This is a genomic window from Cystobacter fuscus (assembly GCF_002305875.1).
In the GTDB taxonomy this organism is placed as follows: Bacteria; Myxococcota; Myxococcia; order Myxococcales; family Myxococcaceae; genus Cystobacter; species Cystobacter fuscus_A.
In genome coordinates, this window is record NZ_CP022098.1 from 9986790 (window position 1) to 10012539 (window position 25750).

Genomic DNA, 25750 nt, shown 5'->3' on the forward strand with positions numbered 1-25750 from the left:
ACACCGACCGCCGCACTCGGTCGAGCGGAGGCCCCCCGCCTCGTATGTACCCGGAATGACAAGGGTTTGTCATTCCCAGGCCGTCACGAGCGCCGGACAATAGGGATGCGTCAGGTGGCTGTCAAATGCTTGTCGGGGTGGGAAGGTTTTCCAGAGACATCAACCCGCCACCCGCCTGACCTCCCCAGTAGGCTCCGCCGGGGACAGCGCCGGCATTCCGGCCACCTCCACCTCGTCGCGCGCGGCGAGCTCCAGGATGCGCTCCATCAGCGCGGGGAAGTCGAGCCCCCGAGCGGCGGCGATCTTCGGCAACAGGCTCGTGGGCGTCATCCCCGGCAGGGTGTTCACCTCGAGGATGACGTCGTTCTCCTCGTCCGAGCAGATGAGATCCACCCGGCCATAACCACGGCAGCCCAGGGCCCGCCAGGCCGCGAGCGCCAGCGACTCCACGTTCTTCAGGCGCGTGGGCGACAGGCGCGCGGGGACGAAGTAGCTCGAGCCCCCCTTGTACTTGGCATCGTAGTCGAAGCCCTCGCGCGGGGTGGCGATCTCACACGAGCCCAGCACCTCCTCGCCGAGGATGCCCACCGTCACCTCGCGGCCGAGCACCCGGCGCTCCACCAGGGCCTCGCCTCCGAAGCGGCACGCCAGCGCCACCGCGGCCGGCAGCGCCTCCGCGTCGCGCACCAGCGCGAGCCCCACCGAGGAGCCCCCACACGCGGGCTTCACCACACAGGGAAACCCCAGGTCCCCATGCAGCTCCGCGGCCCGGTGCGCTTCCGCGCGACCCACCCGGTAGCCCAGGGGCGTGGGCAGGTTGTGCAACCGGAAAAGTTGTTTGGCCATGGGCTTGTTCATGGCCAGCGCGGAGGCCAGCACTCCCGAGCCCGTATAAGGCAAACCCATCAGCTCCAGCAGTCCCTGCACCTTGCCGTCCTCACCCATGCGCCCGTGCAGGGCCAGCACCGCCACATCCAGCTCGGCCTGGCGCAGGGCCCGATCCAGCCCGGGGCCGGCGAAGACGCGGACCACCTCGTGGCCACGGGACTCGAGGGCCGCCACCATGGCCTCCCCCGTCTTCAAGGAAATCTCCCGCTCCTCGCCCCAGCCCCCCATCAGGACACCCACGCGCTTGCTCATGACTTGGAACCCTCCTTGAACTCCGGGCCAGAGCACACAGGATGCCAGCGCGAGTCCGGCACGCCAGATTCTGGATACCGAGGGGGATTCACGAGAGGTCGCTCCCGGACCCACACGGCGCGAGCGTGTCCCGCCAACCGCGCCGTGTCCGCCCGGCCACGTCCGTCCCCTCGCCCTTCACCCGAACCAGCGTCCCGACTCGGGGGCGAAGATGCGCAGTCTGTCCCTCAACCGCTCGGGCACCTGCGCCCGGAGGACGGCGTGCACCTCGGAGGGGCTGTAGGCCTGGCTGAAGTGCATCAACACCAGGGCCTCGTTCTGGAAGCGCTCCGCCCGCGCGCGGATCTCCTCGAAGTGGAGGTGCGAGCGCTCCTGGGCATCGCCCACCGTGCGCTTGCCGTCGAGGAACGTGCACTCGAGGATGAGTACCCGGCTGTCGAACAGCTCGGGGGACGTCTCCAACACCCGCGAGAGCGTGTCGGTGGCGTAGGCCAGCTCCAGCCGTTCCATCTCGTCGAACAGGTCCGCGCCCGCCTTGCGCCCCCGGGCGATCTCCTCCGGGGGCAGGTGCTGGTGCTCGGGCTTGAGCTTCGAGACGCGGCGGAAGAACTGGTAGCCGAGCGAGGGCACCGGATGGTGCGTGCGGAAGGCGCGCACCCACAGGCCATGCCCCAGGGAATGCGTGTCCCCCGGGAGCATCGGCACGGTCTCCACGTCCAGGGAGGCGCGCAGCAGCCGGCCCTGCACCGCGAGCGTCTCGCGCAGGGGCGCTTCGATCTCCGCGGGGAGGAACACGCGCGGAGGGGTGTCCTTGCCGATGAGACCGCGGATGCCGAGCAACGAGCCCAGGGCGCTCGCGTGGTCGGAGTGACCATGGCTCAGGAAGATGCGATCCGTGCCCGCGAAGGAGCGGATGGGCACCCCCGCGTCGAGCACCACGCCCAGCTCCGGCACCTGCAACGACGTGTACACGCCACCGACAGAGATGCCTCGAATCGTGTAGGGGCCCGCGCTGACCTCGGTGAGCATTCCCGGCACGCTAGCGAACAGCTGACCGGGCCCCAACTGTCCACGCAACAGGAGCAAGCCCGGTCCTACTTCAACGCACCCGCCGGAATCTCGACCGCGTACGTATCGATGTCCGTGGCGCTGCCACTGCCCCAGTTGGAGCCGAAGACCACCCGGGTGAAGTCGCGGTTGACGCTGGCGTGAGGCTCGCTCCAGTAACCGTTCGATACGGTGCGGTGGTGCGCCAGCGTGTAGATGGTCGGGTTGGCCTTCAGCTGCACGGCCATCACCTTGCGGTGCAGCCACTGCTGGGCGCCGCCGTAGTCGGCATAGGTGCTGACCACCACCCAGCCGGGCCTGGCGAACGCCTTGCCCGAGACATGCAGCGCCGTCGCGGTACCGCTCACGTACGTCGAGAACAACGCCGTGCGCACGTTCACCATGAACACGTCGCCCGCCTTGGACTGGTAGTCGACGGACACGTCGATGTCGTCGCCGTTGGCGTCCAGCGCGAGGTCCGAGTGCTCGGACTTCGATTGCAGTTGGGTCTTCGTGCTGAAGTCCCGCGAGAACGCCACCGTGCCGAGCGCACCGTCGCTGGACACCACACAAGAGTTACCGCTCGGGGACATGCTCACATGGTCGGGACGCTCGCCGTGGGTGTCGTACGTGCCCAGGATGGTGTCGCTGTCGCGATCCCAGGTGAACACGCCCAGGCTGCCCCAGTTGGTGTCATCGACCATGAAGCACCAGTAGCGCTGGTCCGCCGAGGGAGAGCCCTCCGACTTCGTCCATGCCGCCATCGCGGTCGGCCACCGGGCCTTCAGCCGTGCGCCAAAGTCGCCCACGACGCGCGAGGCTCCCGTCGAGACGTTCAGCTCGTGGAGCTTCATGCCGACGCCATTGGTGGGCAGGTAGTAGAGCAGGTCGGGATTCGTCGGGTGCCACTGAGGCTCCGCGTCCGCGGCCGGGCCCGACAGTTGCTTCAGGCGCGGGTGAATCCTTAAGCAACTCTGAAGGCCAGGAACGAACACCTCCAACCCCCGCCGGGCCCAGGGCTCGCTCAACCCGCTCTGTTACGGCTGGCAGACGTAGTAGCGCTTGTTGTCGCAGAACTCCCCACTGCACTGCACGCCCATGGCGAAGTAACCACTACCAAACCCGAGGTAGCCGCCATTCTCATCGGACATCCATCCCGTCCAATAGCAGTTCCTCTGGCTGATGTTGCTCATGTAGGAACACTGGATGGAGATGTTGTCGCAGTAGTCATGGCTGCACGCGACCGCCGTGATCCAGAAACCGGGGTCGCAGTACTTGTAGTTGACGCCCTCATCCGAGAAGTAGCCGGTCCAGTACGAGCTCCCACGAACACCGGCCGTGGGCTGACAATAAAAACGAATGTTGTCGCAGTAATCCCCGCTGCATTGAGCGGCGCTGATCAGGCTGCTTCCATCACAGGAGATCGGCGAAAACTCATCCGAGGTGTACGGGGTCCACCCGGAAGAGACCGCTTGCTCCTGGGTCGCGAGGTCCGCCACCTCTTCGCGACCCTGCGCGTCCTCCGCGGCACCCACACCACAGGCGCCGAGAACGAAGGTACTTCCCATCATCAAGACAGACATCAGAGAGCTTGATTTGATCGACATGACCAGTGCTCCTCTTGAGTGCGTTGCTCGTGGGGTTTGTTCCCACCATGTGGTGGCGTGCCGCGATCGCGGAGGCCAGACGACCAACGCGCTCGCCCACGGTTTGCGTCTGGACGACAATACATGATTCAGAACAGCAAGTCCCGACAGAAATGACTTCCATGCGACGGCGGGCAGCGTCTCGCGCTCATTCGCGTTGGCTGGTTCAAAGCCCGTGGCTTCCAGGTGCAAGCCACGTGGCCTTCGCGGTGCCACCTCCTCTCGTCAGCGGAAGAGCTTGATGAAATCAGCGGTGTTGACCTGCTTCGGTCGAGGCAGCCACGCCGGCTGATCCGCGCCACGCGGCGACAACACGTTCATGTAGTGGTGGGGTGTGCGAGACAGGGTCACGTTCTCCGTCACGCCCTGGTAGATACCGAGCGGCGTGAGTGACGTGAAGAGCTGCGGGTCGATCAGCGTGTGCTCCCCACCCGAGCGGAGCGCGGACTCGACATAGCGGGGCTCGAAGAGCCCGAGTGTCACCGCCCACATCGCGGCGCGCGTGAGCGAGACATGGACGCGGTAGCTGCCCCCCTCCACCGCGCGCCTCGCCAGCGCCGCCATGGCACCCGTCGCGCCGAGCCACGCGACGAGATAGTCGTTGATGATGGACGTGGGTGGCAGCCGGGGCGCCGCGAGCGTCCCCTCGGCCGCGACCATCCCCGTGACCGTGCCCGCCACCTGATCGAAGCCGACGCGGTTCTTCCAGGGGCCGTCCTCGCCGTGCGTGCTGACCGTGACGTGGATGAGGCCGGGGCGCACCGCCGTGGCGGCCTTCAGGTCCACGCCCAGCTCGGCGAGCAGGCCGGGTCGGCGGTTGGCGTAGAAGATGTCGGCGTCGCGCAGCAGCGCGTGCAATTGCCGGCGGCCGTCCTCGGACTTCACGTGCAGCCGCGTGGAGCGCACCCCGACGTTCGCCGTCGCGAGCAGGGTGTCCTGCTCCCACTCCATCACGCGCCACACGTTGAGGCAGTCCGCTCCGAGCGACGCAAGCGACCGGCCGATGCCCGCCCCGGCGATCACATGCCCCATGCCCAGCGCACGCACCCCGGAGAGCGGATGGGTGCCGAACGACGGCAACGGCTCGGGCGCGGAGTCACCGACCTTCTCGATCTCGATGAGGGGCCGGCTGGCGAGGTACTCGAAGACCTCCGTCGCGACGAACTCGTCCACCGTGCGGACCTTCGCGAAGACGATGCCGTGCTGCTCCCCGAGCGCCTCGAGTTCGTCCGCGGTGTATCGGGCAATGGCGCGTCCGAGCGCCTTCGGGTTGTCGGCGCACTCGAGCACCGCGAGCATCCGCGTCTTCAGGCCGGGGTAGATGTTGGCCGGCAGGATGTGGCGTCCGTCCTTCGTGGGATAGAAACCCAGGTACGAGAAGATGGTCCGGTCCGCCACGTCCGCCGGAAAGCCATTGAGCGTCTCCCACTTCAGCTCCGAGGCGGGCGCGAGCCGGCGGATGGCCTGCCCGAGGTCCACGTGGATGTCCTGCCCGAGCCCGCCGCGCATCCGCCAGAGCTTCGCCGCGATGACGGACTGCTGCACGAGCGCGAGCGACGCCGCGCCACCGAGGCGCAGGTTGCTCGGCATGAGCGGATCGCACTTGTCGAAGCGGATGGTTCCCCCGCAGTCCTCCGGGGTGAAACCGAGCGGCGCGAGCATGGCACGCAGCGCTTCGTGCAGGTCGAAGGTATCGGTCGTCGCGCGCTCGTGTACGCCCTTCAGCATCGCCGCGCGCAGCTGTTCCACGTTCGTCATGGTCTTCTCCCGTCTCCAGTCCTGAAGAGGTCCGGTGTCGCAAGCGTTGACTGGACCTGATCCACGTCACCGGTTCAAGCCCGGTCGGACTCTCCACCGGTCTGGCGAAAAGGCCGGGGAGCCTGGTGCGGGGCTGGCATCCGGCCCCCCTCGCCGACGCGTCAGCGAGAGCCCATGTGCCGGGCGATGAGCGCCTCCGCCTCGGCGGGGTGGCGCTTGCACTCGAGCAGCGCGCGGAGCACGAGCGGCACGACGATCGTCGCATCCGACTCGATGACGAACATGGGCGTGGTCTCGGTGAGCTTGTCCCAGGTGATCTTCTCGTTGGGCGTGGCGCCGGAGTACGAGCCGTACGAGGTCGTCGAGTCGCTGATCTGGCAGAAGTACGCCCACGGCTTCACGGGCTGGGCGAGGTCGTACTTGATGGACGGCACGACGCAGATGGGGAAGTCCCCGGCGATGCCACCGCCGATCTGGAAGAAGCCGATGCCCTCGCCCGCGGAGAGCTCCTGGTAGCGGTCGTAGAAGTCCGCCATGTACTCGATGCCGGACTTGACGATGCTGGCGTGGCACTCGCCCGAGCGCACGTACGAGGCGAAGATGTTGCCGAAGGTGGAGTCCTCGTAGCCCGGCACGACGATGGGCAGCTTCGCGCGCGCGGCCGCGAGCAGCCAGCACTCCTCGGGGTTGCCCTCGTGGGAGGAGGGAGGAATCGCCTGGATGACCTCGTAGAAGTACTCGTGCCAGAAGCGGCGCTCGCCACCCTCCGTGGCGCGCTGCCACATGGGCACGATGATCTTCTCGACGGCACGGAACGCCTCGTCCTCGGGGATGCTCGTGTCGGTGACGCGGCGCATCCGGTCGGCGAGGATCTGCGTGTCCTTCTCCTTGGTGAAGTAGCGGTAGTCCGGGAAGTCCTTGTAGCTGTGGTGGGCGACGAGCCGGAAGAGCGACTCCTCGAGGTTGGCGCCGGTGACGGAGAGGCCATGGATGAGGCCGGCGCGGATGGCGGGAGCGAGGGTGATGCCGAGCTGGGCGGAGGACATGGCCCCGGCCACGGCCCAGAACATGCGGCCACCCGCGGAGATGTGGCGCCAGTAGGCGAGGAGCGCGTCGCGCGTGGCGCGGGCGTTGAAGTTCTTGTAGTTGCTCAGGACGAAGTCGAGGACGGGGAGCTGGGCGTCGGACATGGGAGGCGTCTCCTGAAACGGCACGGGTGGGAACCCGGACGACGCCACTACGACCAACGCCATCCGAGGACGCCCTACGGTCACGACGTCGCGTCGCGCCGCCATCGGAGCGTCGAATGGCTGGGCGGAGAGCTAGCACGAATCCCATGGGTGGAACAATGCGTCCCGAAGTGGGCGCCTAGTTCACGAGGGGTCTCGCCCACATGATGTCTGTCAGACAAGGAGACACGACATCATGATGATCGTTCGGAATTCAGAAGCGCGCGGCCATGCGAACCACGGGTGGTTGGATTCCCATCACACCTTCTCGTTCGGGGACTACTTCGACCCGTCCGCCATGGGCTTCCGTGCCCTGCGCGTCATCAACGAGGACCGGGTGGCCGCGCGCAGCGGCTTCGGCACGCACCCCCACCGGGACATGGAGATCATCACCTACGTGCTCGACGGCCAGTTGGAGCACCGCGACAGCCTGGGCTCGGTGGGCGTGCTGCGCGCGGGAGAAATGCAGCGGATGACGGCGGGCACGGGCGTGCGACACAGCGAGATGAACAACTCGGACGAGGAGGTGCACTTCCTGCAGATCTGGATCCTCCCGGAGCGCAAGGGGCTGACTCCCGGCTACGAGCAGAAGGAGTTCCCGCTCGCGGAGCGCCAGGGCAAGTTCCGGCTGGTGGTGTCCCCCGAGGGGCAGGACGGCTCGTTGAAGGTGCACCAGGATCTGCGGCTGTACAGCACCGTGCTGGGCCAGGGAGAGAAGACGGAGTACACCCTGGCGCCAGGGCGGCACGCGTGGCTGCAGGTGGCGCGCGGCGCGGGCACGCTCAACGGCGTGGCGCTCAAGGCCGGTGACGGCGTGGCCGTGTCCGAGGAGTCCCGGCTGGAGCTCTCCGCGACCGAGCCGCTCGAGGCCCTGCTGTTCGATCTGGGCTGAGCCGGATGCAAACGAAATGCGGCCGAGGGCTACGACGTGACGCGCGCGAGCGAGAAACCGTCGTAGCCCTTGCTGCCCACGGTCTGGATGGCGGTGGCGCTCACCCGCGGCTCGGCGGCGACGCGCTCGTAGAAGCGGCGCACGCCCTGGACGCTCGCCTCGGGGCTCGAGGAGTCGAGCACCGCGCCCTTGCGCACGACGTTGTCCGTGACGATGACGCTCCCCACGCGCGAGAGCTTGAGCGCCCACTCGAAGTAGTCCGCGTTGTGCTCCTTGTCCGCGTCGATGAAGGTCAGGTCGAATGGACCCACCTTCTCCGCCGCGAGCTGGGGCAAGAGATCGAGCGCACTGCCCAGACGGACCTCCACGAGGTGCGAGAGGCCGGCACGCTCGATGTTGGCGCGCGCGAGCTCGGCGTGCTTGGGCTGGAACTCCAGGGTGATCAGCCGGCCATCCTTGGGGAGCGCCCGCGCGAGCCAGATGGTGCTGTATCCGCCCAACGTGCCGATCTCCAGGATGGTGCGCGCCCCCTGCACCTGGGCCAGCAGCATCAGCAGCTTGCCCTGGTTGGGCGACACGTTGATGGCGGGCAGACCCGCCCTGGCACTGGCCTCGAGTGCCTCATCCAGGGCCGCTTCCGGCGGCACCAGATGGTCGGTGATGTAGCGGTCGACCGCGGTCCACTTTTCCTGAGTCATGGGTCCTCGCTGAACAGGGTGTCGGAAGGGCCCCCATGAAAGGACCTGACGCGGGATTCGTCCACCCGCCCCCGCCGCGCTCAGTAGTCGTCCAAGGACCACGGATTACACTTCCTTGAACTCCGTCGCCGTGGGGCAGCCAGGTGATGGCACCGCGCCTCATCCACCCCGGGAAGGCGCGATCGGGGCGGCATCCGTCCCCAGCCGTCTTTTCAGTTCCGCGAGCGCGGAGCGTCCCGGGCCATTGCACGCGATCACGTCCACGATGGTGGCGGAGGGGATGGCACGCGCGAGCAACACCCCATTGGGAGCGCGGAAGATGCGCAGCCCCGAGGCCCGGAGGCGCGCGGGGGAGATGACCAGCAGCACATCCACACCGGCGCGCTTGCCCACCTTCGAGTCCACCGCGGCGGCCAGGTGGACGTGGGTGCGCGCCGCGGAATGGATACCCTCTCCGGAGAGGATGGCGCGCGCGGCGGCTACGGACGTACCGTGGTAGAGGGGCGCATCTCCGAGCACTTCGTCCCAGCTGCGCTCCAGCCCGTCGAGCGTCACGGGGGTGCCCTCCAGGGAGTGTCCCTGCACGGCGCGCACCTGCTTGCCCCGCACCTCGTAGCGCGACTTGTTGTTCTCCGCGACCACCTCGTCGAGTTCCTCACGAGACAGCCCCGTCATCCGCAGCACCTCGCCGATGAGGGCAAAGCCCGCGGAGTCCATGACGAGGCCCATCTCCCGGGCGCCGTGGCGCAACAACCATGAGAGCTTCTTCGATTTCCTGGCGAGCGCCTGGAGTTCCTTCTCCGGGCGGCGTGAACTGGCCATGACCGTTCTTCCTTTCTTCCGAGGAGGAACACTAGCCGACCCCCTCCCCGCCCACGAATCGGGACTTCCCACCAGCTATCGAGGAAACGGATAGTTCCACTCATGGAAACGGATGGGCTTCGCGCCCTGGTGGCGTTCGCGGAGGCTGGCTGCAATCTGACGCTCGCGGGGCGCGCCATCGGGCTGTCCCAGCCAGCGGTGCATGCGCGGCTGCAAGGGGTGGCGCGAGCGCTGGAGATCTCCCTCTACGAGCGGCGGGGCCGGCGCCTCCAGCTCACCCCGGATGGAACGCGCGTGCTCGCCTGGGCGCGTGACGTGCTCGAGCGTGAGCGAGCCCTGCGCGTGGAGCTGCGACAGGGACACGCGGAGGAGCGGGTGGTGCTCGCCTGCGGAGAGGGAGCCCTGGTGCATGTGGTGGCCGAGCGCGTCGCTCCGCTGCTTCGCGAGCGGACCGGAGTGCTCTCCTTCCTCGTGCTGGATGGCCCCGCCGCTGTCGCCGCCGTGGAGCGCGGCTCGGCGCACCTGGCGGTGGTGGCCGGGCCCGCGTCCAGTCCCCCGGGGCTCCGCTCGCAACCGCTCGTCACCGCCTCGATGTTGGCCGTGGCTTCCCGGCAACACCCGCTGGCACGGGCGGGACGCGAGGTGGAGGTGCGGGCACTACTCGAGCACCGGCTCCTGGTGCCTCCGCTCGGCCGCGCCCTGCGCGCCACCCTGGAGGACGCCGCCGCGGCCCATGGACGGACCCTCGAGGTCGCCGCGGAGGTGACCGGCTGGGAGGCGGTCTGCCGGCTCGCGACGTTGGGGGTGGGAGTGGGAGTGATCAACGACGTGGTGGCCACCCCGGGCCTCGCACGCCTGTCCGTGCGCGGCCTTCCCCCGGTAACCTACCGGTTGCTGATGCGGCGTGGACGCGGCACTCGGCTCGCGGAGGAGGTGGTGCGGACCCTGCTCGGCTGACCACACGTCAGATGGGATAGGGTTCCGCTCGAAACACGAATGGCTCGAACAGGAATGGAGCACGAACGAGCATGTGGAAGAACTCGCCCCCCGACACCGCGGAAGTCATGGCGACGGTCAGGGCCGTGGCCGAACAGAAGTGGAAGGAGTCACTGGCTCCGAGGAACGCGAATCCGGCCGATGCCACATTCATCGGCTGGAGGACCTATATCAGCGACCCCTTTCCGCTGACGTGGCCGTCCGTGGAGGGGACTCTTGTTTTCTACGCTCTCGCACGGGGCATGAATCCCCTGGTGCTGCGGGACGGGGAGTTCGTGGGTCCCACCTGGGCCAGGATGACCTACTCGCTCCAGGACAAGAAGACCGAGCTCACGCTCCTGGACGTCCGACTCGAGTCTCGCGGAGTCCAGGGAGTACGCCCCCTGCGGCAAGAGGAACTCGAGATTCTGAAGTTGAAACCGCTGGATTCCCTGCTGGGTTCGCGGGAGGCAGCCGCGGATCAGAAGCTCAAGTCTTATTACTGTCTTCAGCTCTCGCTCGGAAACATCCCGTCCGAAGCAGTCACTGCTCATACGGCATTCTTCAAATGGCTCGACTGTAGAGACTAGAGCACTGACGAGGTGACGGGAGCGCAGGCGTGTCTCAGCTCCGCTTCGCCGCCTCGCGCCTCCCGGGCCACGCCGCGCGCATCGTGTCCGCGAGCGCCCGGAGCGCCCCGGCCCGAGGGTAGCCCGGCCGCCACACGAGGGCGAGGATGCGGCTCGGAGACGGAGTCAGGGGCCGCACCTCGAGCTGGCCAAACCGGTTCTCGAGGGGCACCGAGAGCGCGGGCAGCAGCGTGATGCTCCCCTCGCCCGACATCACCATCTGCGCCAGCGTGGTGAGGCTCGTCGCGCGGAAGTCCACCTCGCGCGCGCCCACGCGGGTGCACAGCGCGAGCGCCTGGCTGCGAAAGCAGTGCCCATCCTCCAGCAGCAGCACGTTCTCCTCGTCGAGGTCACGCAGCTGCACCTGCTTCTTCTTCGTCAGCGGATGACCCGGAGGCAGCGCGACGACGAAGGCATCCTCCGCGATGACGGTCTGCTCCACGTCCCCCAGCTCCGGATCCAACGCCACCAGGGCCGCGTCCAGCCTCCCCTCCTCCAGCCCGCGCACGAGCAGCTCCGTCTTCTCCTCGCGCAGCCGCAACCGCATGCGGGGGTATTGCTTCGTCACCGCCGGAATCACCTCGGGCAACACGTAGGGCGCCACGGTGGGGATGACGCCCAGTTGCAGGGGGCCCGCGAAGGGATCCGACAGGCGCGACGCGGCCGAGAGGATGTCCCCCGCCTCGGTGAGCACGCGGCGGGCGCGGGACACCAGCTCCTCGCCCGCCTGGGTCAACATGACGCGGCGCTTGTCGCGCTCGAAGAGCTTCACCCCGAGCACGTCCTCCAACTGCTGGATCTGCGCGCTCAGGGCGGGCTGCGACACGTGACAGCGCTCGGCCGCCTTGCGGAAGCCGAGCACGTCGGCGACGGCGACGACATATTCCAACTGCCGCAGGGTCAGGTCGTTCAGGGAGGCCATGGCTCCGGGAAGTTTGATAGGAACAGGCTATCAAGTCCATCGGAACGATGTCTTGGCCCGTTCAGACCGGACTCTCTACCTTGAGGGACATCCACGGCGGACTTCCCGCCCACCCCAGGAGAGATGTCCTTGAGCACCCGTCCCCAGCTGACCACGGAGTCCGGAGCCCCCGTCGCCGACAACCAGCACTCGCAGACCGCCGGAGCCGCGGGTCCGGTGCTGCTGCAGGATCACCACCTGCTCGAGAAGCTCGCCCGCTTCAACCGCGAGCGCATCCCCGAGCGCGTCGTGCACGCGGTGGGCTCGGGCGCCTACGGCACCTTCGTGGTGACCCACCCCGACATCGCGCGCTACACGCGCATGAAGCTCTTCAGCGAGCAGGGCAAGCGCACCGAGGTCTTCCTGCGCTTCTCCACGGTGGCCGGCTCCAAGGGCGCGCCCGACACCGCGCGCGACCCCCGGGGCTTCGCGGTGCGCTTCTACACCGAGGACGGCAACTGGGACCTGGTGGGCAACAACACCCCCATCTTCTTCCTGCGCGACGGCATCAAGTTCCCGGACTTCATCCACTCGCAGAAGTACGACCCGTACAGCAACCGCCAGGAGCCCGACAACGTCTGGGACTTCTTCTCCCACTCGCCCGAGGCCACGCACCAGTTCACCTGGCTCTTCGGTGACCGGGGCATCCCCGCGTCGCTGCGCCACATGGATGGGTTCGGCTCGCACACCTTCCAGTGGGTGAACGCGAACAACGAGCGCTTCTTCGTGAAGTTCCACTTCAAGACCAACCAGGGCATCCGCACCCTCTCCACCCAGGAGGCCGAGGCCATCGGCGGGAAGGATCCGCAGCACCACCAGAGCGACCTGTACGCGGCCATCGAGCGCGGTGAGTTCCCGTCCTGGACGCTCAAGGTGCAGGTGATGCCCGAGGCCGACGCGGCCACCTACCGCTTCAACCCGTTCGACCTCACCAAGGTCTGGTCCCAGAAGGACTACCCGCTCATCGAGCTGGGCCGCATGGAGCTCAACCGCACGCCGGACAACTTCTTCGCCGAGGTGGAGCAGGCGGCGTTGGATCCCGCTCACTTCGTGCCGGGCATCGGCCCCTCGCCGGACCGCATGCTCCAGGCGCGCCTGTTCGCCTACGGGGACGCGGCCCGCTACCGGCTCGGCATCAACCACACCCAGTTGCCGGTGAACTCGCCCAAGGGCGTGAAGGGCGGCGCGCGCAACTACGGCCGCGACGGCGGCATGCGCTTCGATGGCAACGGCGGGCGCTCGAAGAACTACGAGCCGAACAGCTTCAACGGCCCCGCGCAGTCCAACGAGCCCTCGGGCCTGGGCGTCTCCGTGAGCGGCACCACGGGCACCTACGTCAACCCGCGGCACGCCGAGGACAACGACTACGTGCAGGCGGGCGACCTGTACCGGCTGATGGACGAGTCGGCGCGCGAGCGTCTCGTGGCGAACATCGCGGGCAGCCTCGCGCAGGTGAGCCGCGAGGACATCATCACCCGGGCCATCTCCCACTTCCGTCAAGCGGATGAACAGTACGGCGCGCGCGTGGCCGCGGCCGTCCACAAGCTGCGTCAGTCGCGTTAGACCGTCACCCTTCCACCTCCAACTCCAACGACAAGAGAGACAGCCATGAAGACCGGGACCCAGGAGTCGCAGTCCGCAGTGATCGACGCGGAAGTGTTGGAGGTGGCGCGCATGGCGTTCCAGTACGCGCGCGGTGGAAACGCCACGGAGCTCGCCGCGATTCTCGACGCGGGGCTGCCCGCCAACCTGCGCAACGAGCGCGGCGACACGCTGCTGATGCTCGCGAGCTATCACGGCCACGTGGACGCCACCCGGGTGCTGCTCGAGCACAAGGCCGACCCCGAGCGCACCAATGACCGGGGGCAGACGCCCCTGGCCGGCTGCGCCTTCAAGGGAGACCTCGCCATGGCGCGGCTGCTGCTCGACCATGGCACCCAGGTCGACGGCGCGGGCCCGGACGGCAAGACGGCGCTCATGTTCGCGGCGATGTTCGACCGCGTGGAGATGATGGAGGAGTTGATCTCGCGGGGCGCGATCCCCGAGCGCCGGGATGCGGAGAAGCGCACGGCGCTCGACTACGCCCGTGCCATGGGCGCCCACCGCGCCGCCGAGCGGCTCGCGGCGTTGCAGCAGACCCCGGCTTGACAATTTTTTCCCCGCCACGCACCTTGTGGAGCGTGAGCTTCGTTCGCGCCACCACCACGACCACGACTACCGCCACTTCCCTCGGCGGGAGTGGACTCGTGCGTGGCGTGAGCTGACGAACGCACGGTCCCTTGCCCCGCCGTCTTCCGGCCGGGGCGTCCGTGCAAGCGCTCAGTGCTCCGACCGGAAAACCTCTCTCTTTCCGATTCGGAGTCACCCATGCTCGACGTTCATGATCACCGTTCCCTGGGCCAGCGCCTGGACCTCTTCCACCTGCAGGAGGAGGCCCCCGGCATGGTGTTCTGGCACCCCCGGGGCCACCTGCTCTACCGGCTCATCGAGGAGCGCGTCCGCAGGCAGATGCGACTCGAGGGCTACGAGGAAGTGAGGACGCCTCAACTGCTCGCCCAGCCCATCTGGGAGCGCAGCGGCCACTGGGAGAACTTCCGCGAGAACATGTTCCAGCTCGCCGAGGAGGGCGGGCGGCACCTGGCGCTCAAACCGGTGAGCTGCCCCGGCCACATCCAGCTCGTGCAGCGCATGGGGCCCAGCTACCGCGACCTGCCCTTGCGGCTGGGCGAGTTCGGACTCGTGCACCGCAGCGAGCCCAGTGGTTCGCTCCACGGGTTGTTCCGCCTGCGCCAGTTCACGCAGGACGACGGGCACATCTTCTGTGCCGAGGAGCAGATGAGGGACGAGGTCCTCCGCTTCTGCCGCTCGCTGCGCGCCTTCTACGCCGACTTCGGCTTCGAGGACGTGCAGGTGGCCTTCTCCAGCCGTCCCGCCCAGCGGGCCGGAAGCGATGAGGTGTGGGACGTGGCCGAGTCCCTGTTGCTCGAGGCGGCCCAGCAGGCGGGGCTGCACTGCCGCATGCAGCCGGGACAGGGCGCGTTCTACGGGCCCAAGCTGGAGTTCGTGCTCAAGGATCGGCCCGGCCGCGACTGGCAATGCGGGACGATCCAGCTCGATCTCGTGCTCCCGGAGCGCTTCGATCTGCACTACGTGGATGCCTCGGGGCAGAAGCGCCGGCCGATGATGTTGCATCGCGCGATGCTCGGGAGCCTCGAGCGCTTCATCGCCATCCTCCTGGAACACCACGGGGGCGCGCTGCCCGCGTGGCTGTCACCGGAGCAGGTGGTGGTGGCCTCGATCGGGGAAGGAGCCGCGGGCTACGCCGAGCGCTTCGCCGCGAAGCTGCGCGAGGCGGGCTGCCGGGCGCACGCGGATGCACGAGCCGAATCGCTCTCCCGGAAGATCGTCGACGCGCATCAGGCCGGAGTGCCCTGGCTCGTCGTGGCGGGCGCTCGCGAGGTGGAGAAGAACGGGGTCCGGCTGCGGCGGCGGGATGGCGAGCAGCATGACCTCGCCTGGGAGGAAGCACTGGCGGAGCTCGTCGCCGAGTGCCGGCCCTCGCCCTCGGTGTGACCATGAATCGCCCGTGCCAGGCCCACGCCCTGGCACGGGCGCTCTCACGTCGAGGAATCCTTCCAAGACGAAGCCCGGAAGCTCACCGTGGCTTGATGAACTTCAGGGCGAAGCGGTCGCTGGTGCCACGGAGCGCCCCGGCGGCGACCGGGCTGGAGTTCCAGTCGCGCGTGTCCTGGGGATTGCGCCAGACATCGCTGTCCCGCAGGAACTGGAAGCCCGCCGCGAGCACCTCGTCGCGCACGGTCTGCTCGTCGATGCGGTGCAGCGTCTGGGCGTCGCTCACGCCCGTGCCGGGCTTCGCGCTCGAGTCGAGGACGACGTAGACCCCACCCGGCTTGAGCGCGCGGAAGACGGCCGCGTTCATCTTCGCCCGGTCGGTGCCGAGCCACACCGTGTCGTGATAGATGATGTTGCTCACCACCGCGTCCAGATCGGTCACCTCGGGCGGAAGGGGCTCGTCCAGCTCGCGATCCACCCGTACCACGTTCTGGTTGACCGGTCGGGCGAGCCGCTCGCTCCAGGGCTGCTCCGCGAAGCGCTCGAGGACGAGCCGGGGATTCTCGCCATAGACGACCCCGCGAGGACCCACGGCGCGCGCGAGCAGCTCGGTGGTGTATCCACCCCCCGCCATCAGCTCGGCGACCTTCATGCCGGGCCGCACGCCCACGAACTCGAGCAGGGCGGCGGGATGACGGCCTGGGTCGAGGGCCCGATCGGACTCGGGCCGGTCCGCGGCGGCGACGATGGCTCCGGCGGGAGAGATCACGTCCTCGGACGCGGGAGCCGAGGGAGCGGCGGGTGTATGGGAACAACCCACGAGGGACAGGCAGGCAGCGGCGAGAAGGAATCGCATGGGGCGCGGAGCTTAGGCGCACCGGGAGCGGGCCTCGCGGTATTTTGCGGCCCATGGCGCACCGATTGTCCCTCTGTGTCCTCATGATCATCGCGGCGGTCTCCTGCCGGAGTGAAGTGCACTCCCCACCGCCTCCCGCGAACGCGCCGGTGGAGGGATTCGAGATCGTTCGAAGCTGGCCCCATGATCCCTTCGCGTTCACCCAGGGGCTCGTCTTCCGGCAGGGCAAGCTGTACGAGGGAACGGGCCTCCAGGGCCGCTCGAGCCTGCGGGAAGTGGAGCTCGAGACGGGCGTGGTGCTGCGCCAGTCCCGGCTCGAGCGCCAGTACTTCGGCGAGGGGATCGCGATTCGAGGCAACCGGCTGTACCAGCTCACCTGGCGCTCCCAGGAGGGCTTCATCTACGACGCCGCGACGTTCGAGCGGGTGGGTCACTTCACCTACCCCACCGAGGGATGGGGACTCACCGAGGACGGGGAGTCGCTCATCATGAGCGATGGCAGCAGCACGCTGCGCTTCCTGGACCCCGACACGTTCGCGGTCCGGCGTACCGTCAAGGTGCAGGATGCTGGCCGGGAGATCTCCCAGCTCAACGAGCTGGAGTATGTCCGCGGCGAGGTCTACGCGAACGTGTGGATGACGGACCTCATCGCGCGCATCGATCCGTCCACGGGGCGGGTGAAGGGCTGGATCAATCTCGCGGGGCTGCTGCCACGCGCGGAGCGCACGGGAGACGAGGACGTGCTCAATGGGATCGCCTATGACGCGGCCGGGGATCGGCTGTTCGTCACCGGAAAGTACTGGTCGAAGCTGTTCCAGATCCGCGTCGTGCCCCGCTGAGCCCAGGGCTCACGGGGTCGAGGAGCTGGCCTTCATCGGAGGGCGCGTGCCACGGGCCAGGCCGTTGAGGTAGTTCAACGCCACCTGGAGCTGATGATCCGTCAGCTTCGACGTCACGTCCCAGGCCCGCGGCTCCTCGGAGAACCGCCTGGCCTTCACCACGGGAGCGTCCTCGGTCGCCGCCCCGGGCTCGGCCTTGAAGTGCCGCTCCAGGTCCTTCTCCCGCGTCTCGTCCTTCGCCGTGCGCTCGCCCGTCGCCGACTCCGCCACCTGGTAGTCCGGCGTGATGCCCTTCTCCTGGATGCTCCGCCCCTTGGGCGTGTAGTAGCGCGCCACGGTCAGCTTCAACCCGGAGCCGTCCTCCAGCTCGATGACGGTCTGCACGCTCCCCTTGCCGAACGTCTGGGTGCCCAGGATGGTGGCGCGGCCATGGTCCTGGAGCGCGCCCGCGACGATCTCCGACGCCGAGGCGCTCCCCGCGTTCACCAGCACCACCAGGGGATAGTCCGGCTCCGTGTCCCGGTCCTTGCTGCGCTCCTCGGTCGTCTGGCTCGGGTTGCGCCCGCGCGTGCTCACGATGGTGAGGTTGCCCGGCAGCCACAGATCGCTCACGGCCACCGCCTGCTCCAGCAGGCCGCCGGGGTTGTTGCGCAGATCCAACACCACGCCACGCAGCGGCTTGTCCTCGTTCTGCGCGCGCAGCCGGTCCAGCTCCTTGCGCAGGTAGAACGCCGTGCGGTCCTGGAAGCTCTTCACCTTCACGTGGGCGATGCCCCCGTACAGGGCACCCTCCACCGAGATGATGCGGACATGGTCGCGGATGAGGGCCAGCTCCCGCGGCGCGCTGAAACCCTCGCGCATGATGGTGAGCAGCACGCGCTTGCCCGCGGGACCGCGCATGCGCTGCATCACCTCCACGTGGCTCAGACCCCGCGTGCGCTCGCCGTCGATGGCGACCAGCTCGTCCCCCACCCGGATGCCCGCCCGGGACGCCGGCGTGTCCTCGATGGAGGAGGACACCCGGAAGCCGTCGCCCTGGGGGGCCAGCTCGATGCCCACCCCACCGTACTCGCCGGAGGTGTCGATCTTCATCTCCTTGAAGACCTCGGGCGGCATGAAGACGGTGTGGGGATCCAACGTCCCCAACATGCCCTGGATGGCGCCCTGCATGAGCTGGCGCTCGTCCACCGGATCCACGTAGTTGTTCTCCACGTAGGACAGCACCCGGGCGAACACCTCGAGCTGCTCGTAGGCCAGGGTGTTCGCGGAGGGCTCGCGCGCCTGGGCCGGGAGCATGGGAGCCAGGAGCCACAGGCCGGCGGCGAGTGCCGCGCGCCAGGAGTGCAAGGAGCGCATGGAGGCGGACTCTACCATCCGGCCGCCTCCCGGTCCGACTACAGCCCGGCGGAGTCGGCGAACTGGAGCAACTCCGCCACCAGCTCGCCCGGCCGCTCGACATGCGGCAGGTGACCGAAGCCGTCCACCACGCGCACGCTCGAGTGGGGCGGCAGGTGGGTGCGAAAGAAGTCGAGGCTCTCACGGGGCAGGAGCTTCTCGTTCGCCCCCCACACGCACAGCACGGGCATGGCGAGCCCCTGGAGCTGCTCGGGCTTGAGGTACTCGCCCGTGGCGATCACGTCCGCGCTCAGCGCCCGCACGGCGGGGGTGCCATAGACGCCCCGGAGGGCATTGGCGAAGAACATCATCGCCCAGGGAGGCCGGTGGAACAGGCGCTGGGTGAGCGCACGGGCCTGCTCGCCCGTGCGCACGTTCATGGACTCCAACACCTCGCGGATGAGCTCGTGCCCCACGTCCGCTCCCGCCGAGGCCACCAGGGCCAGGGCGCGAACCAGCTCCGGGTGCTCGGCCGCCAGTTGCACCGACATGGCCCCACCCAGGGAGTTGCCCACCACGAACGCCGGGGCGCCCACCACCTCGCGGCAGTAGCGCACCAGCATCTCGTACTGGCCCCGGACGCACATCGGCCCGAGGCAGTACTCCGGGGAGAAGCCATGCCCCGGCAGGTCCACCGCGAACACCCGCTCGAAGCGTTTGGCCAGCGGGATGAGGACGCGCCCGAAGCCACTGGCCGCCCCGCCCAGCCCATGCACCAGCACGATGGGCGGACCCTTGCCGCTGCCCTTCAACGTGAAGTGATGGAGGCGCTGTCCGCCCACCATCACTTCTTCCGAGCGCACCCCGCGCATCACCAACAGGCGCCGCGAGACTTCCTGGAGTCCGGAGATGAGGTCCACGACGAGACTCTAACTCCGCCCCTGCCGCACCGCATCAGCCCCATGCGCCGCTCCCTGGGAGCCGGGCGGGCGCTCCAGGGGAATGCGCCGGCCCTCGGAGGCGCTGCGCTCGGCGGCCTGGACGATGCGAATGACCTGACCCGCGCTCTCGGCGGTGACGGGGACGGGGCCCTCGCCGGCGATGGCCCGGGCGAAGCACCGGTAGAACGACTCGTATTGGCCCGGCAGTGTGGGCACCTCGCCCCCCTGGCTCAAGCGGCCATGGCGCGCGGCGGGCTCCTGGCCCCAACCCGCCTGACCGGGCCGGAGCCCCGCCTTGAGCTGCTCTTCCTGCGGGTCGAGCCCGTACTTCACCCACGCGTCGCGCTCACCCTGGAGGACGAAGCGGGGCCAGGGCTCATGCACCACGGAGCCGGAGTGCAGGATGACGCGCAGCTCGCCATAGCGCAGCAGCAGGTGGAACCAGTCCGTGGCCCGGGCGCCCTCGCGCTGCTGGCCGAGGTCGGCGCTGACGGACTCGGGCATCCCGAAGAGCTGCACGGCCTGATCGATGAGGTGGGAACCGAGATCCCACAGGGTGCCGCCCCCGGGCACGGCGTCCTCCTTCCAGCGCGCCTTCACCTGGGGTCGGAAGCGATCGTAGTGACTCTCGAAGCTGAACAACCGGCCCAGGCGCCCCTGCTCGAGCAACTGGCGCACGGTGAGGAAATCGCCATCCCAGCGCCGGCTGTGGAAGACGGTGAGGCACCGTCCGCGCTCGCGCGCCAGGGCATCCAGCCGCGAGGCCTCGGCGGCGTCCAGGGTGAAGGGCTTGTCGACGACCACGTGCTTGCCAGCCCGGAGCGCGCGCTCGGCCAGTGGCGCGTGCGTGTCGTTGGGCGAGGCGATGATGACGACGTCGAGGGAAGGGTCCTCCAGGAGCGCGTCCGGGGAGAGCACGCGCGCGCCGGGCCAGTCGCGCGCCACCTCCGCGGCGCGTTGGGTGGCGACCGCCGCCAGGGTGAACGCGGGCTCGGCGGCGAGCAGGGGCGCGTGGAAGACGGTGCCGGCGAGGCCGTAGCCGATGAGGCCCGTTCGCAGGGGAGCGCGAGAGGAGGAAGCGGTCATGGATCGTCCAGGGTTCAATGAGCGGCCGCCAGCCAGGGCGCGGGATCCAGGGCCTGACCGGAGCGGCGGATTTCGAAATAGAGGTAGGCGCCCTTGAGCGAGCCCGTCTCGCCCACCTCGCCCACCGTGTCACCCGCGGCCACGCGATCGCCCACGCCCGGAGTCACGGAGGACAGGTGGGCCACCAGCGAGTGGTAGCCCCCGCCGTGATCGAGGATGAGCAGGTTGCCATAGCCGCGCAGCCAGCCCGCGTACGCCACGGTCCCTTCGGCCACGGCCTTCACGGGAGTACCCGCGGGAGCGCGGATGTCCACGCCCTTCTGCACGGTGACGGTGTTGAAGCGCGGGTTGACCACGCGGCCGAATCCCACCTCGATGACGCCGGGAGCGGGAGGGGACAGCTTGCCCTTGAGCGCCCCGAAGCCGGAGGTAGCGGGCCCCTCGTTCATCTCCTGGAGCACCCGGCCGAGGTCCGCGTCCGCCTGCTCCAGCTCGCGCACCATGCGCCGCGCCAGCTCCGCCTCGCCCTTGATGGTGCCCACCAGCTCCTCCAGCGCCTCCTGCTGCGCCCGGGCCATGCGCGCCTGCTCGCGCAGGAACGCCAGCCGCACGTCCAGCGAGCCCTGCAACCGGCGCAGCTCGGCCGAGACCCGCTGCCGCAACCGCGCCACGCGCTGCACCGTGCGCAACTGCCGCAGGTCCTCCTCCAACGTCGCCCGCAGCGCGCGCGAGCGCCACACCATGGCGGAGAAGTCCCGGGCGCTGAGCAGCACCTCCAGCGGCCGGCGGCGCATGAGCCGGTACATGCTCCACAGCCGGGGCGACAGCCGGCGCAACTGCTCGCGCAGCATCTCCCGTGTCACCTCGTCCTCGTGCTCGGCCACGGCCAGCCGCTTGCGGAAGACGACGAGGTCTCGCTCCAACACCCGCACCCGCTGGGCACTGGTGGCGGCGCGCTGCTCCACCATCTCCAGCACCTCCAGCGCGGACACCTTGCGCGACTCGATGAGCGCGAGCGCCGCGCGCTGCGTGGACAACTTCTCGCGCACGGACTCGCGCTCCGCCGCCTCGTCCTGGGAGAAGGCCGCGGGCGCCCACGACAGCAGGAGGAGCAGCAGGAGCCGGTTCATACCCGGAGAAAGCGCCCCACCGCGATGAAGCTGCCCCCCAGGCCCAGCGCGCACCCCACCGCCACCATCTCCAGCGCCAGGGCCGGCTCCAGCAGGGGCACCGCGCCGCCGGGGCCCACCAGGAAGGACAGGAGCGAGTTCATCCCCGGCCCCACCAGCCGCTCGAACAGCGCGAGCCCCGCGAGCGCCACCCCGGCCCCCAGCAGGCCCTGGAGGAAGCCCTCGATGAGGAAGGGCATCTTCACGAAGCGATCCGTGGCGCCCACCAACTTCTGGATCTCGATCTCCCCACGCCGCGAGTAGATGGCCAGTTGCAGCGTCGCGGACACGATGACCACCGTGGCCAGCAGCACCACCGCGAACGCCACCCAGCCGCCATAGCGCAGGGCGCGAGAGATGGCCGACAGCCGCTCCACGGCCTCCTCGCCATAGTCCACGCCGGTGACGCCGGGCAGGGCGCGCAGCTCCTTGGCCAGTTGCTTGAGCGCGCCGGGAGTGCGCCGCTCGGCGGGCACCTGCAGCTCCAGCGACGGGGGCAGCGGGTTCTCGGGCAGTTGCGCGAGCGCCTCACCCAGGTCACCCAGCTCCCGCGCCAGACGATCCAGCGCGGCCTGGGGAGGCACGAGCGAGGCGCGTCCGCCGCTGGCCGCTTCCATGCGCTCGCGCAGCACCGCGGCGCCCTCCTCGTCGAGACCGGGAGAGAGGTACACCGTCACCTGCACCTCGCCGCCCAGCGAGGCGAGGAGCGCGTCCACTCCGCGGCCCATGGCCTGGGCGAGCCCCGCCGCGAACAGGGCGATGGCGATGGTGGTCACGGCGATGAAGTGGACGAAGGGCGCATGGCGCAGCCCCGACGCCGCCGAGCGCCAGAAGTAGGCCGTCTTGGCCAGGACGCTCATCCCGCCGCCACCCGTCGGGCGGCCTTCACCCCGTCCTCGTCCGACACGATGAAGCCTCCCTCCAGGCGCAGGGTGCGCTTCTGGTAGCGGGTGATGAGGCCGGTGTCGTGGGTGGCCACCATCACCGTGGTGCCTCGCACGTTCACGTCCATGAGCAGATCCATGATCTCCACGGTGAGTGCCGGGTCCAGGTTGCCCGTGGGCTCGTCGGCCAGGAGGATGGTGGGATCATTGACGAGCGCGCGGGCGATGACCACGCGCTGCTGCTCACCACCGGAGAGCTTGAGGGGCATGGAGCCCGCCTTGTGCTGCAGACCCACGAGCTTGAGCATGCGGTGCACGCGCTCGCGCGCCTCGGCGCGGGGCACGCCCAGCACGTCCAGGGTGAAGGCGACGTTGTCCTCCACGGTGCGGTGCGGCAGGAGCTTGAAGTCCTGGAACACCACGCCGATGTTGCGCCGCAGGTAGGGCACGGCCGACTCGCGGATGCGCGCGATGTTGCGCCCGCCCACGAGGATCTGCCCCTTGGTGGCCTTCTCCGCGCAGAAGATGAGCTTCATGAGCGTCGTCTTGCCCGCGCCCGAGGGGCCCGTGAGAAAGACGAACTCGCCCTTCTGCACGTGCAGGTTGATGTCCGAGAGGACCGGCGGATCGCCCGGATAGGCCTTGTAGACGTGGAACATCTGGATCATCGGCGGGGGCGATTATGGCCCCGCTCGCGCCCCATGTGCCACGGGACAGCCGCACTACTGGTTGTTGTCCTCGCCCGCCAGGTAGCTGAGGATGACCTCGTCCAGGCTCTTCTCGGAGATGAGGTCCTCGCCGAACAACGTCTCCACGCCCACCTCGTTGATCTTCGGCTGCACCTGCATGGCGCGCGCGGCGGCGATCTCCGGAGGAAGGTGGGAGCCAGGGGACGCCGCGGGAGGAGGCGCCTTGGGGGCGGCATGCCCCGGAGGCGGACGCGCATGGGGCGCGTCCTCGGCGGTGCCGAGCTGTCCGGGCTGGTAGTGGCGCACGCCCGTCTCGTAGCCGTCGTAGACCCCGTTGATGAGGTTGCGCAGCATCTCCTTGTGCTGCTCCTCCATCAACTCGCGCACGACCTCGGCGAGGCTCTCCGCGTTGAGGATGTCCGCGTAGGACGTCTTCTTCGACGCGAGGATGTTCCCGCCCACGAACAGGTGCGTGATGATGTGGGGATTGTTGACGCCCGAGTCCTCGGTCTGGACGTGGTAGACGCGACCCTTGTACTTGATGTTGTGGTTGAAGCCGGTGACGGCTTTTTCGAAGGTTTTCGCCATGCCCGAGTGAGCGGACCGTAGCAGTGCGACCCGGGCGAAACAAGAAACGCGTCGGATTGTGTGCGACGTCCGCCTGCTGGCCAGCCCGAGAGCGGAGCAGACGGCCGGTCCGTTCACCATCCGACGCCGCTGTGCCTCACATGGGATTAAAGTCCGTCTCCCCCAGGGGGGAAGGCAGCGCCGGCGTTTCCCGGCGCGAGGGAACACGATGAAGACCGAGCTCAAGAACCAGTTGCGCCAGCAGGACGCCACCGTCCTGGCCCAAGGCTACTCTCCAGCGATCCGCGCCATGGAGGTCATCAGCATCGTCGCCTTCGTGGCCTTGGAGTCGGCGCTCGTCTGGCGGCTGTGGGGCAACCCCCTGGTGGGCCCCTGGATGGTGCTGAGCGCCGTGCTGCTGGGCTACCTGGCCGCGGACTTCGTCTCCGGCATCGTCCACTGGATGGGGGACACCTGGGGTTCCACCGACATGCCCGTGCTCGGCAAGGCCTTCATCCGGCCCTTCCGTGAGCACCACGTGGACGAGAAGGCCATCACCCGGCACGACTTCGTGGAGACCAACGGCAACAACTGCCTCGTCTCGCTGCCCGTGGCGCTGCTCGCCCTGCTGCTGCCCCACACCAGCGCCACCTGGGTGTTCCTCTCCAGCTTCCTCGGGGCGATGATCTTCTGGGTGATGGCGACCAACCAGTTCCACAAGTGGTCCCACACGGACGAGCCGCCCGCGCTCATCGGCTTGATGCAGCGCGTCCACCTCATCCTGCCGCCGGATCACCACCGCATCCACCACACGGCGCCCTACGACAAGTACTACTGCATCACCGTGGGATGGATGAACAAGCCGCTCGCGCTCATCGGCTTCTTCCCGATGATGGAGCGCGTCATCACCTGGGCCACGGGCCTGATTCCCCGCAAGGACGACATCGGCGCCGAAGCGGCCCTGGAGCTCTTCCAGACCCAGGCCGCCGACGCGCCCCCCGTGGTGAAGGCCGCCCAGGAGCTGCTCGAGGGTGGCGCGCTCGCCGAGGAGGCCAGTGCCGTGTCCCCGGTGCGGCCGTCCTGACACACCGCCGCGCGGTGGCGCGGCCCCTCAGAAGGTCAGGTCCACCTGCTCCGCCGAGGGGATGCGCCGCCCGAGGAAGCGCTCCCCCACCTCCACGAAGCGCTCGGGCACGTCGGTGACGAAGAAGTGGTGGGAGGGGGCGCGTCCCGCCGGAGCCAGCAGCCCGCGCTCCACCAGCAGCCCCGCCACCACCTCGGCGGTGGCCTCGGCCGAGTCCACCAGCGCCACCTGGGGGCCGACCACCTCCGCGATGATGTCCTTGAGCAACGGGTAGTGCGTGCAGCCCAGCACCAGCGTGTCCACCCCGCCGCGCACGAACTCCCCCAGGTACTCGCGCGCCACCAACCGTGGCACGTCTCCGGAGAGCCAGCCCTCCTCGGCCAGGGGAACGAACAGCGGACACGCCCGGGCCTTCACCCGCGCCCCCGCCGGTCCGGCCGCCGCCTCCAGCTCGCGCTGGTAGGCCCCGGAGCGGATGGTGCCCGGCGTGCCGATGACGCCCACCTGTCCACCCCGGGTGCGCCGCAGCGCCGCCCTCGCCCCGGGAGCGATCACCCCCACCACCGGCACCGGCAGCGCCGCCGACAGCGCGGGCAGCGCCACCGCCGAGGCCGTGTTGCACGCCACCACCAGCACCTTGATGCCGCGCTCCAGGAGGAACGCCGCGTTCTTCAGCGAGTAGCGCGTCACCACCTCGCCGGACTTGGTGCCATAGGGCACCCGTGCCGTGTCACCCAGGTACAGGGTGCTCTCGCCGGGAAGCTGGGACATCAGGGACTTGAGGACGGTGAGTCCTCCAACCCCCGAATCGAAGACACCGATGGGACTGTGGCTGTCTGGCCGCATGACGGGGGCTCCTATCACGTTTGATGCCAACCCATGGCGGCCCCCCGCAAAGCAGAAGGGCCAAGGCGAAGGCCCCGGCCCTTC

The 25750-nt window shown here is 68.8% G+C and carries 26 protein-coding genes; 8 read left to right on the forward strand and 18 right to left on the reverse strand.

Going from position 1 to position 25750, the window contains the following annotated elements; genetic code table 11:
• Window positions 1-159: 159 nt before the first annotated feature.
• From CYFUS_RS40405 to CYFUS_RS40430, 6 genes are all read right to left on the reverse strand, one after another.
• On the reverse strand, window positions 160-1140 hold the full coding sequence (locus CYFUS_RS40405; RefSeq protein WP_095990057.1) for a D-alanine--D-alanine ligase: 981 nt from the start codon (window positions 1138-1140) through the stop codon (window positions 160-162).
• 177 nt (window positions 1141-1317) lie between these two features.
• Complete coding sequence (locus tag CYFUS_RS40410; protein ID WP_095992515.1) at window positions 1318-2169, reverse strand: MBL fold metallo-hydrolase; 852 nt, start codon at window positions 2167-2169, stop codon at window positions 1318-1320.
• Between the two features lie 65 nt (window positions 2170-2234).
• Window positions 2235-3041: a hypothetical protein gene (locus tag CYFUS_RS40415; RefSeq protein WP_232537088.1), complete on the reverse strand. Its 807-nt coding sequence runs from the start codon at window positions 3039-3041 to the stop codon at window positions 2235-2237.
• A 183-nt stretch (window positions 3042-3224) separates the two neighbouring features.
• Window positions 3225-3794 carry a hypothetical protein gene (locus tag CYFUS_RS40420; RefSeq protein WP_095990058.1) on the reverse strand — a complete coding sequence of 190 codons (570 nt, stop codon included), beginning with the start codon at window positions 3792-3794 and terminating at the stop codon, window positions 3225-3227.
• 264 nt (window positions 3795-4058) lie between these two features.
• On the reverse strand, window positions 4059-5591 hold the full coding sequence (locus CYFUS_RS40425) for a CoA transferase (protein ID WP_095990059.1): 1533 nt from the start codon (window positions 5589-5591) through the stop codon (window positions 4059-4061).
• Window positions 5592-5752: 161 nt separating this feature from the next.
• Window positions 5753-6781 (reverse strand): deoxyhypusine synthase family protein, encoded by a 1029-nt coding sequence (locus CYFUS_RS40430; RefSeq protein WP_095990060.1) that lies wholly within the window; start codon window positions 6779-6781, stop codon window positions 5753-5755.
• Window positions 6782-7016: 235 nt separating this feature from the next.
• Between CYFUS_RS40430 and CYFUS_RS40435 the strand changes: the two genes are divergently transcribed.
• Window positions 7017-7712, forward strand: coding sequence for a pirin family protein (locus CYFUS_RS40435; RefSeq protein WP_095990061.1), 696 nt, complete (start codon window positions 7017-7019; stop codon window positions 7710-7712).
• Window positions 7713-7741: 29 nt separating this feature from the next.
• Here the strand turns inward: CYFUS_RS40435 and CYFUS_RS40440 are convergent, their stop codons facing one another.
• Both CYFUS_RS40440 and CYFUS_RS40445 read right to left on the reverse strand, forming a co-directional pair.
• Window positions 7742-8410 (reverse strand): O-methyltransferase, encoded by a 669-nt coding sequence (locus CYFUS_RS40440; protein WP_095990062.1) that lies wholly within the window; start codon window positions 8408-8410, stop codon window positions 7742-7744.
• Between the two features lie 159 nt (window positions 8411-8569).
• Window positions 8570-9232, reverse strand: a complete 663-nt coding sequence (locus CYFUS_RS40445) for an RNA 2'-phosphotransferase (RefSeq protein WP_095990063.1) — start codon at window positions 9230-9232, stop codon at window positions 8570-8572.
• A 102-nt stretch (window positions 9233-9334) separates the two neighbouring features.
• Between CYFUS_RS40445 and CYFUS_RS40450 the strand changes: the two genes are divergently transcribed.
• Both CYFUS_RS40450 and CYFUS_RS40455 read left to right on the forward strand, forming a co-directional pair.
• Window positions 9335-10189: a LysR family transcriptional regulator gene (locus CYFUS_RS40450; RefSeq protein WP_095990064.1), complete on the forward strand. Its 855-nt coding sequence runs from the start codon at window positions 9335-9337 to the stop codon at window positions 10187-10189.
• Window positions 10190-10260: 71 nt separating this feature from the next.
• The gene (locus tag CYFUS_RS40455) at window positions 10261-10797 is read left to right on the forward strand and encodes a hypothetical protein (protein ID WP_095990065.1); all 537 of its coding nucleotides are present in this window, start codon (window positions 10261-10263) and stop codon (window positions 10795-10797) included.
• 34 nt (window positions 10798-10831) lie between these two features.
• Here CYFUS_RS40455 and CYFUS_RS40460 read toward each other — a convergent pair whose 3' ends face one another.
• Window positions 10832-11758, reverse strand: coding sequence for a LysR substrate-binding domain-containing protein (locus CYFUS_RS40460; protein WP_095990066.1), 927 nt, complete (start codon window positions 11756-11758; stop codon window positions 10832-10834).
• A gap of 123 nt (window positions 11759-11881) precedes the next feature.
• On the opposite strand from CYFUS_RS40460, the gene CYFUS_RS40465 reads away from it, so the two are divergent.
• From CYFUS_RS40465 to thrS, 3 genes are all read left to right on the forward strand, one after another.
• Window positions 11882-13360 (forward strand): catalase, encoded by a 1479-nt coding sequence (locus CYFUS_RS40465; RefSeq protein ID WP_095990067.1) that lies wholly within the window; start codon window positions 11882-11884, stop codon window positions 13358-13360.
• Between the two features lie 45 nt (window positions 13361-13405).
• Window positions 13406-13945 carry an ankyrin repeat domain-containing protein gene (locus tag CYFUS_RS40470; RefSeq protein ID WP_095990068.1) on the forward strand — a complete coding sequence of 180 codons (540 nt, stop codon included), beginning with the start codon at window positions 13406-13408 and terminating at the stop codon, window positions 13943-13945.
• A 219-nt stretch (window positions 13946-14164) separates the two neighbouring features.
• Window positions 14165-15370 (forward strand): threonine--tRNA ligase, encoded by a 1206-nt coding sequence (thrS, locus tag CYFUS_RS40475; RefSeq protein ID WP_095990069.1) that lies wholly within the window; start codon window positions 14165-14167, stop codon window positions 15368-15370.
• Window positions 15371-15452: 82 nt separating this feature from the next.
• Here the strand turns inward: thrS and CYFUS_RS40480 are convergent, their stop codons facing one another.
• Window positions 15453-16226 carry a class I SAM-dependent methyltransferase gene (locus CYFUS_RS40480; RefSeq protein ID WP_095990070.1) on the reverse strand — a complete coding sequence of 258 codons (774 nt, stop codon included), beginning with the start codon at window positions 16224-16226 and terminating at the stop codon, window positions 15453-15455.
• 53 nt (window positions 16227-16279) lie between these two features.
• Between CYFUS_RS40480 and CYFUS_RS40485 the strand changes: the two genes are divergently transcribed.
• The gene (locus CYFUS_RS40485; protein ID WP_232537089.1) at window positions 16280-17065 is read left to right on the forward strand and encodes a glutaminyl-peptide cyclotransferase; all 786 of its coding nucleotides are present in this window, start codon (window positions 16280-16282) and stop codon (window positions 17063-17065) included.
• A gap of 9 nt (window positions 17066-17074) precedes the next feature.
• Here CYFUS_RS40485 and CYFUS_RS40490 read toward each other — a convergent pair whose 3' ends face one another.
• From CYFUS_RS40490 to CYFUS_RS40520, 7 genes are read right to left on the reverse strand one after another with little or no spacing between them, the layout of a single operon-like run.
• Window positions 17075-18421 carry a S41 family peptidase gene (locus tag CYFUS_RS40490; protein ID WP_232537090.1) on the reverse strand — a complete coding sequence of 449 codons (1347 nt, stop codon included), beginning with the start codon at window positions 18419-18421 and terminating at the stop codon, window positions 17075-17077.
• A 38-nt stretch (window positions 18422-18459) separates the two neighbouring features.
• Window positions 18460-19320 (reverse strand): alpha/beta fold hydrolase, encoded by an 861-nt coding sequence (locus CYFUS_RS40495; protein ID WP_095990072.1) that lies wholly within the window; start codon window positions 19318-19320, stop codon window positions 18460-18462.
• A 9-nt stretch (window positions 19321-19329) separates the two neighbouring features.
• Window positions 19330-20427, reverse strand: a complete 1098-nt coding sequence (locus tag CYFUS_RS40500; RefSeq protein ID WP_095990073.1) for an oxidoreductase — start codon at window positions 20425-20427, stop codon at window positions 19330-19332.
• A gap of 14 nt (window positions 20428-20441) precedes the next feature.
• Window positions 20442-21557 (reverse strand): murein hydrolase activator EnvC family protein, encoded by a 1116-nt coding sequence (locus tag CYFUS_RS40505; protein WP_198316311.1) that lies wholly within the window; start codon window positions 21555-21557, stop codon window positions 20442-20444.
• Complete coding sequence (locus CYFUS_RS40510) at window positions 21554-22456, reverse strand: cell division protein FtsX (RefSeq protein WP_095990075.1); 903 nt, start codon at window positions 22454-22456, stop codon at window positions 21554-21556. The genes CYFUS_RS40505 and CYFUS_RS40510 overlap by 4 nt, the downstream gene beginning before the upstream one ends.
• Window positions 22453-23148: a cell division ATP-binding protein FtsE gene (gene ftsE, locus CYFUS_RS40515; protein WP_002631879.1), complete on the reverse strand. Its 696-nt coding sequence runs from the start codon at window positions 23146-23148 to the stop codon at window positions 22453-22455. Before ftsE ends, CYFUS_RS40510 begins: the two co-directional genes overlap by 4 nt.
• A 54-nt stretch (window positions 23149-23202) precedes the next feature.
• Window positions 23203-23757, reverse strand: a complete 555-nt coding sequence (locus CYFUS_RS40520; protein ID WP_095990076.1) for a hypothetical protein — start codon at window positions 23755-23757, stop codon at window positions 23203-23205.
• Window positions 23758-23965: 208 nt separating this feature from the next.
• Between CYFUS_RS40520 and carF the strand changes: the two genes are divergently transcribed.
• A complete protein-coding gene (carF, locus tag CYFUS_RS40525; RefSeq protein WP_095990077.1) occupies window positions 23966-24820 on the forward strand; it encodes a plasmanylethanolamine desaturase in 855 nt (284 codons plus the stop codon).
• 27 nt (window positions 24821-24847) lie between these two features.
• Here carF and murI read toward each other — a convergent pair whose 3' ends face one another.
• The gene (gene murI / locus CYFUS_RS40530; protein WP_095990078.1) at window positions 24848-25666 is read right to left on the reverse strand and encodes a glutamate racemase; all 819 of its coding nucleotides are present in this window, start codon (window positions 25664-25666) and stop codon (window positions 24848-24850) included.
• Window positions 25667-25750 lie beyond the last annotated feature (84 nt).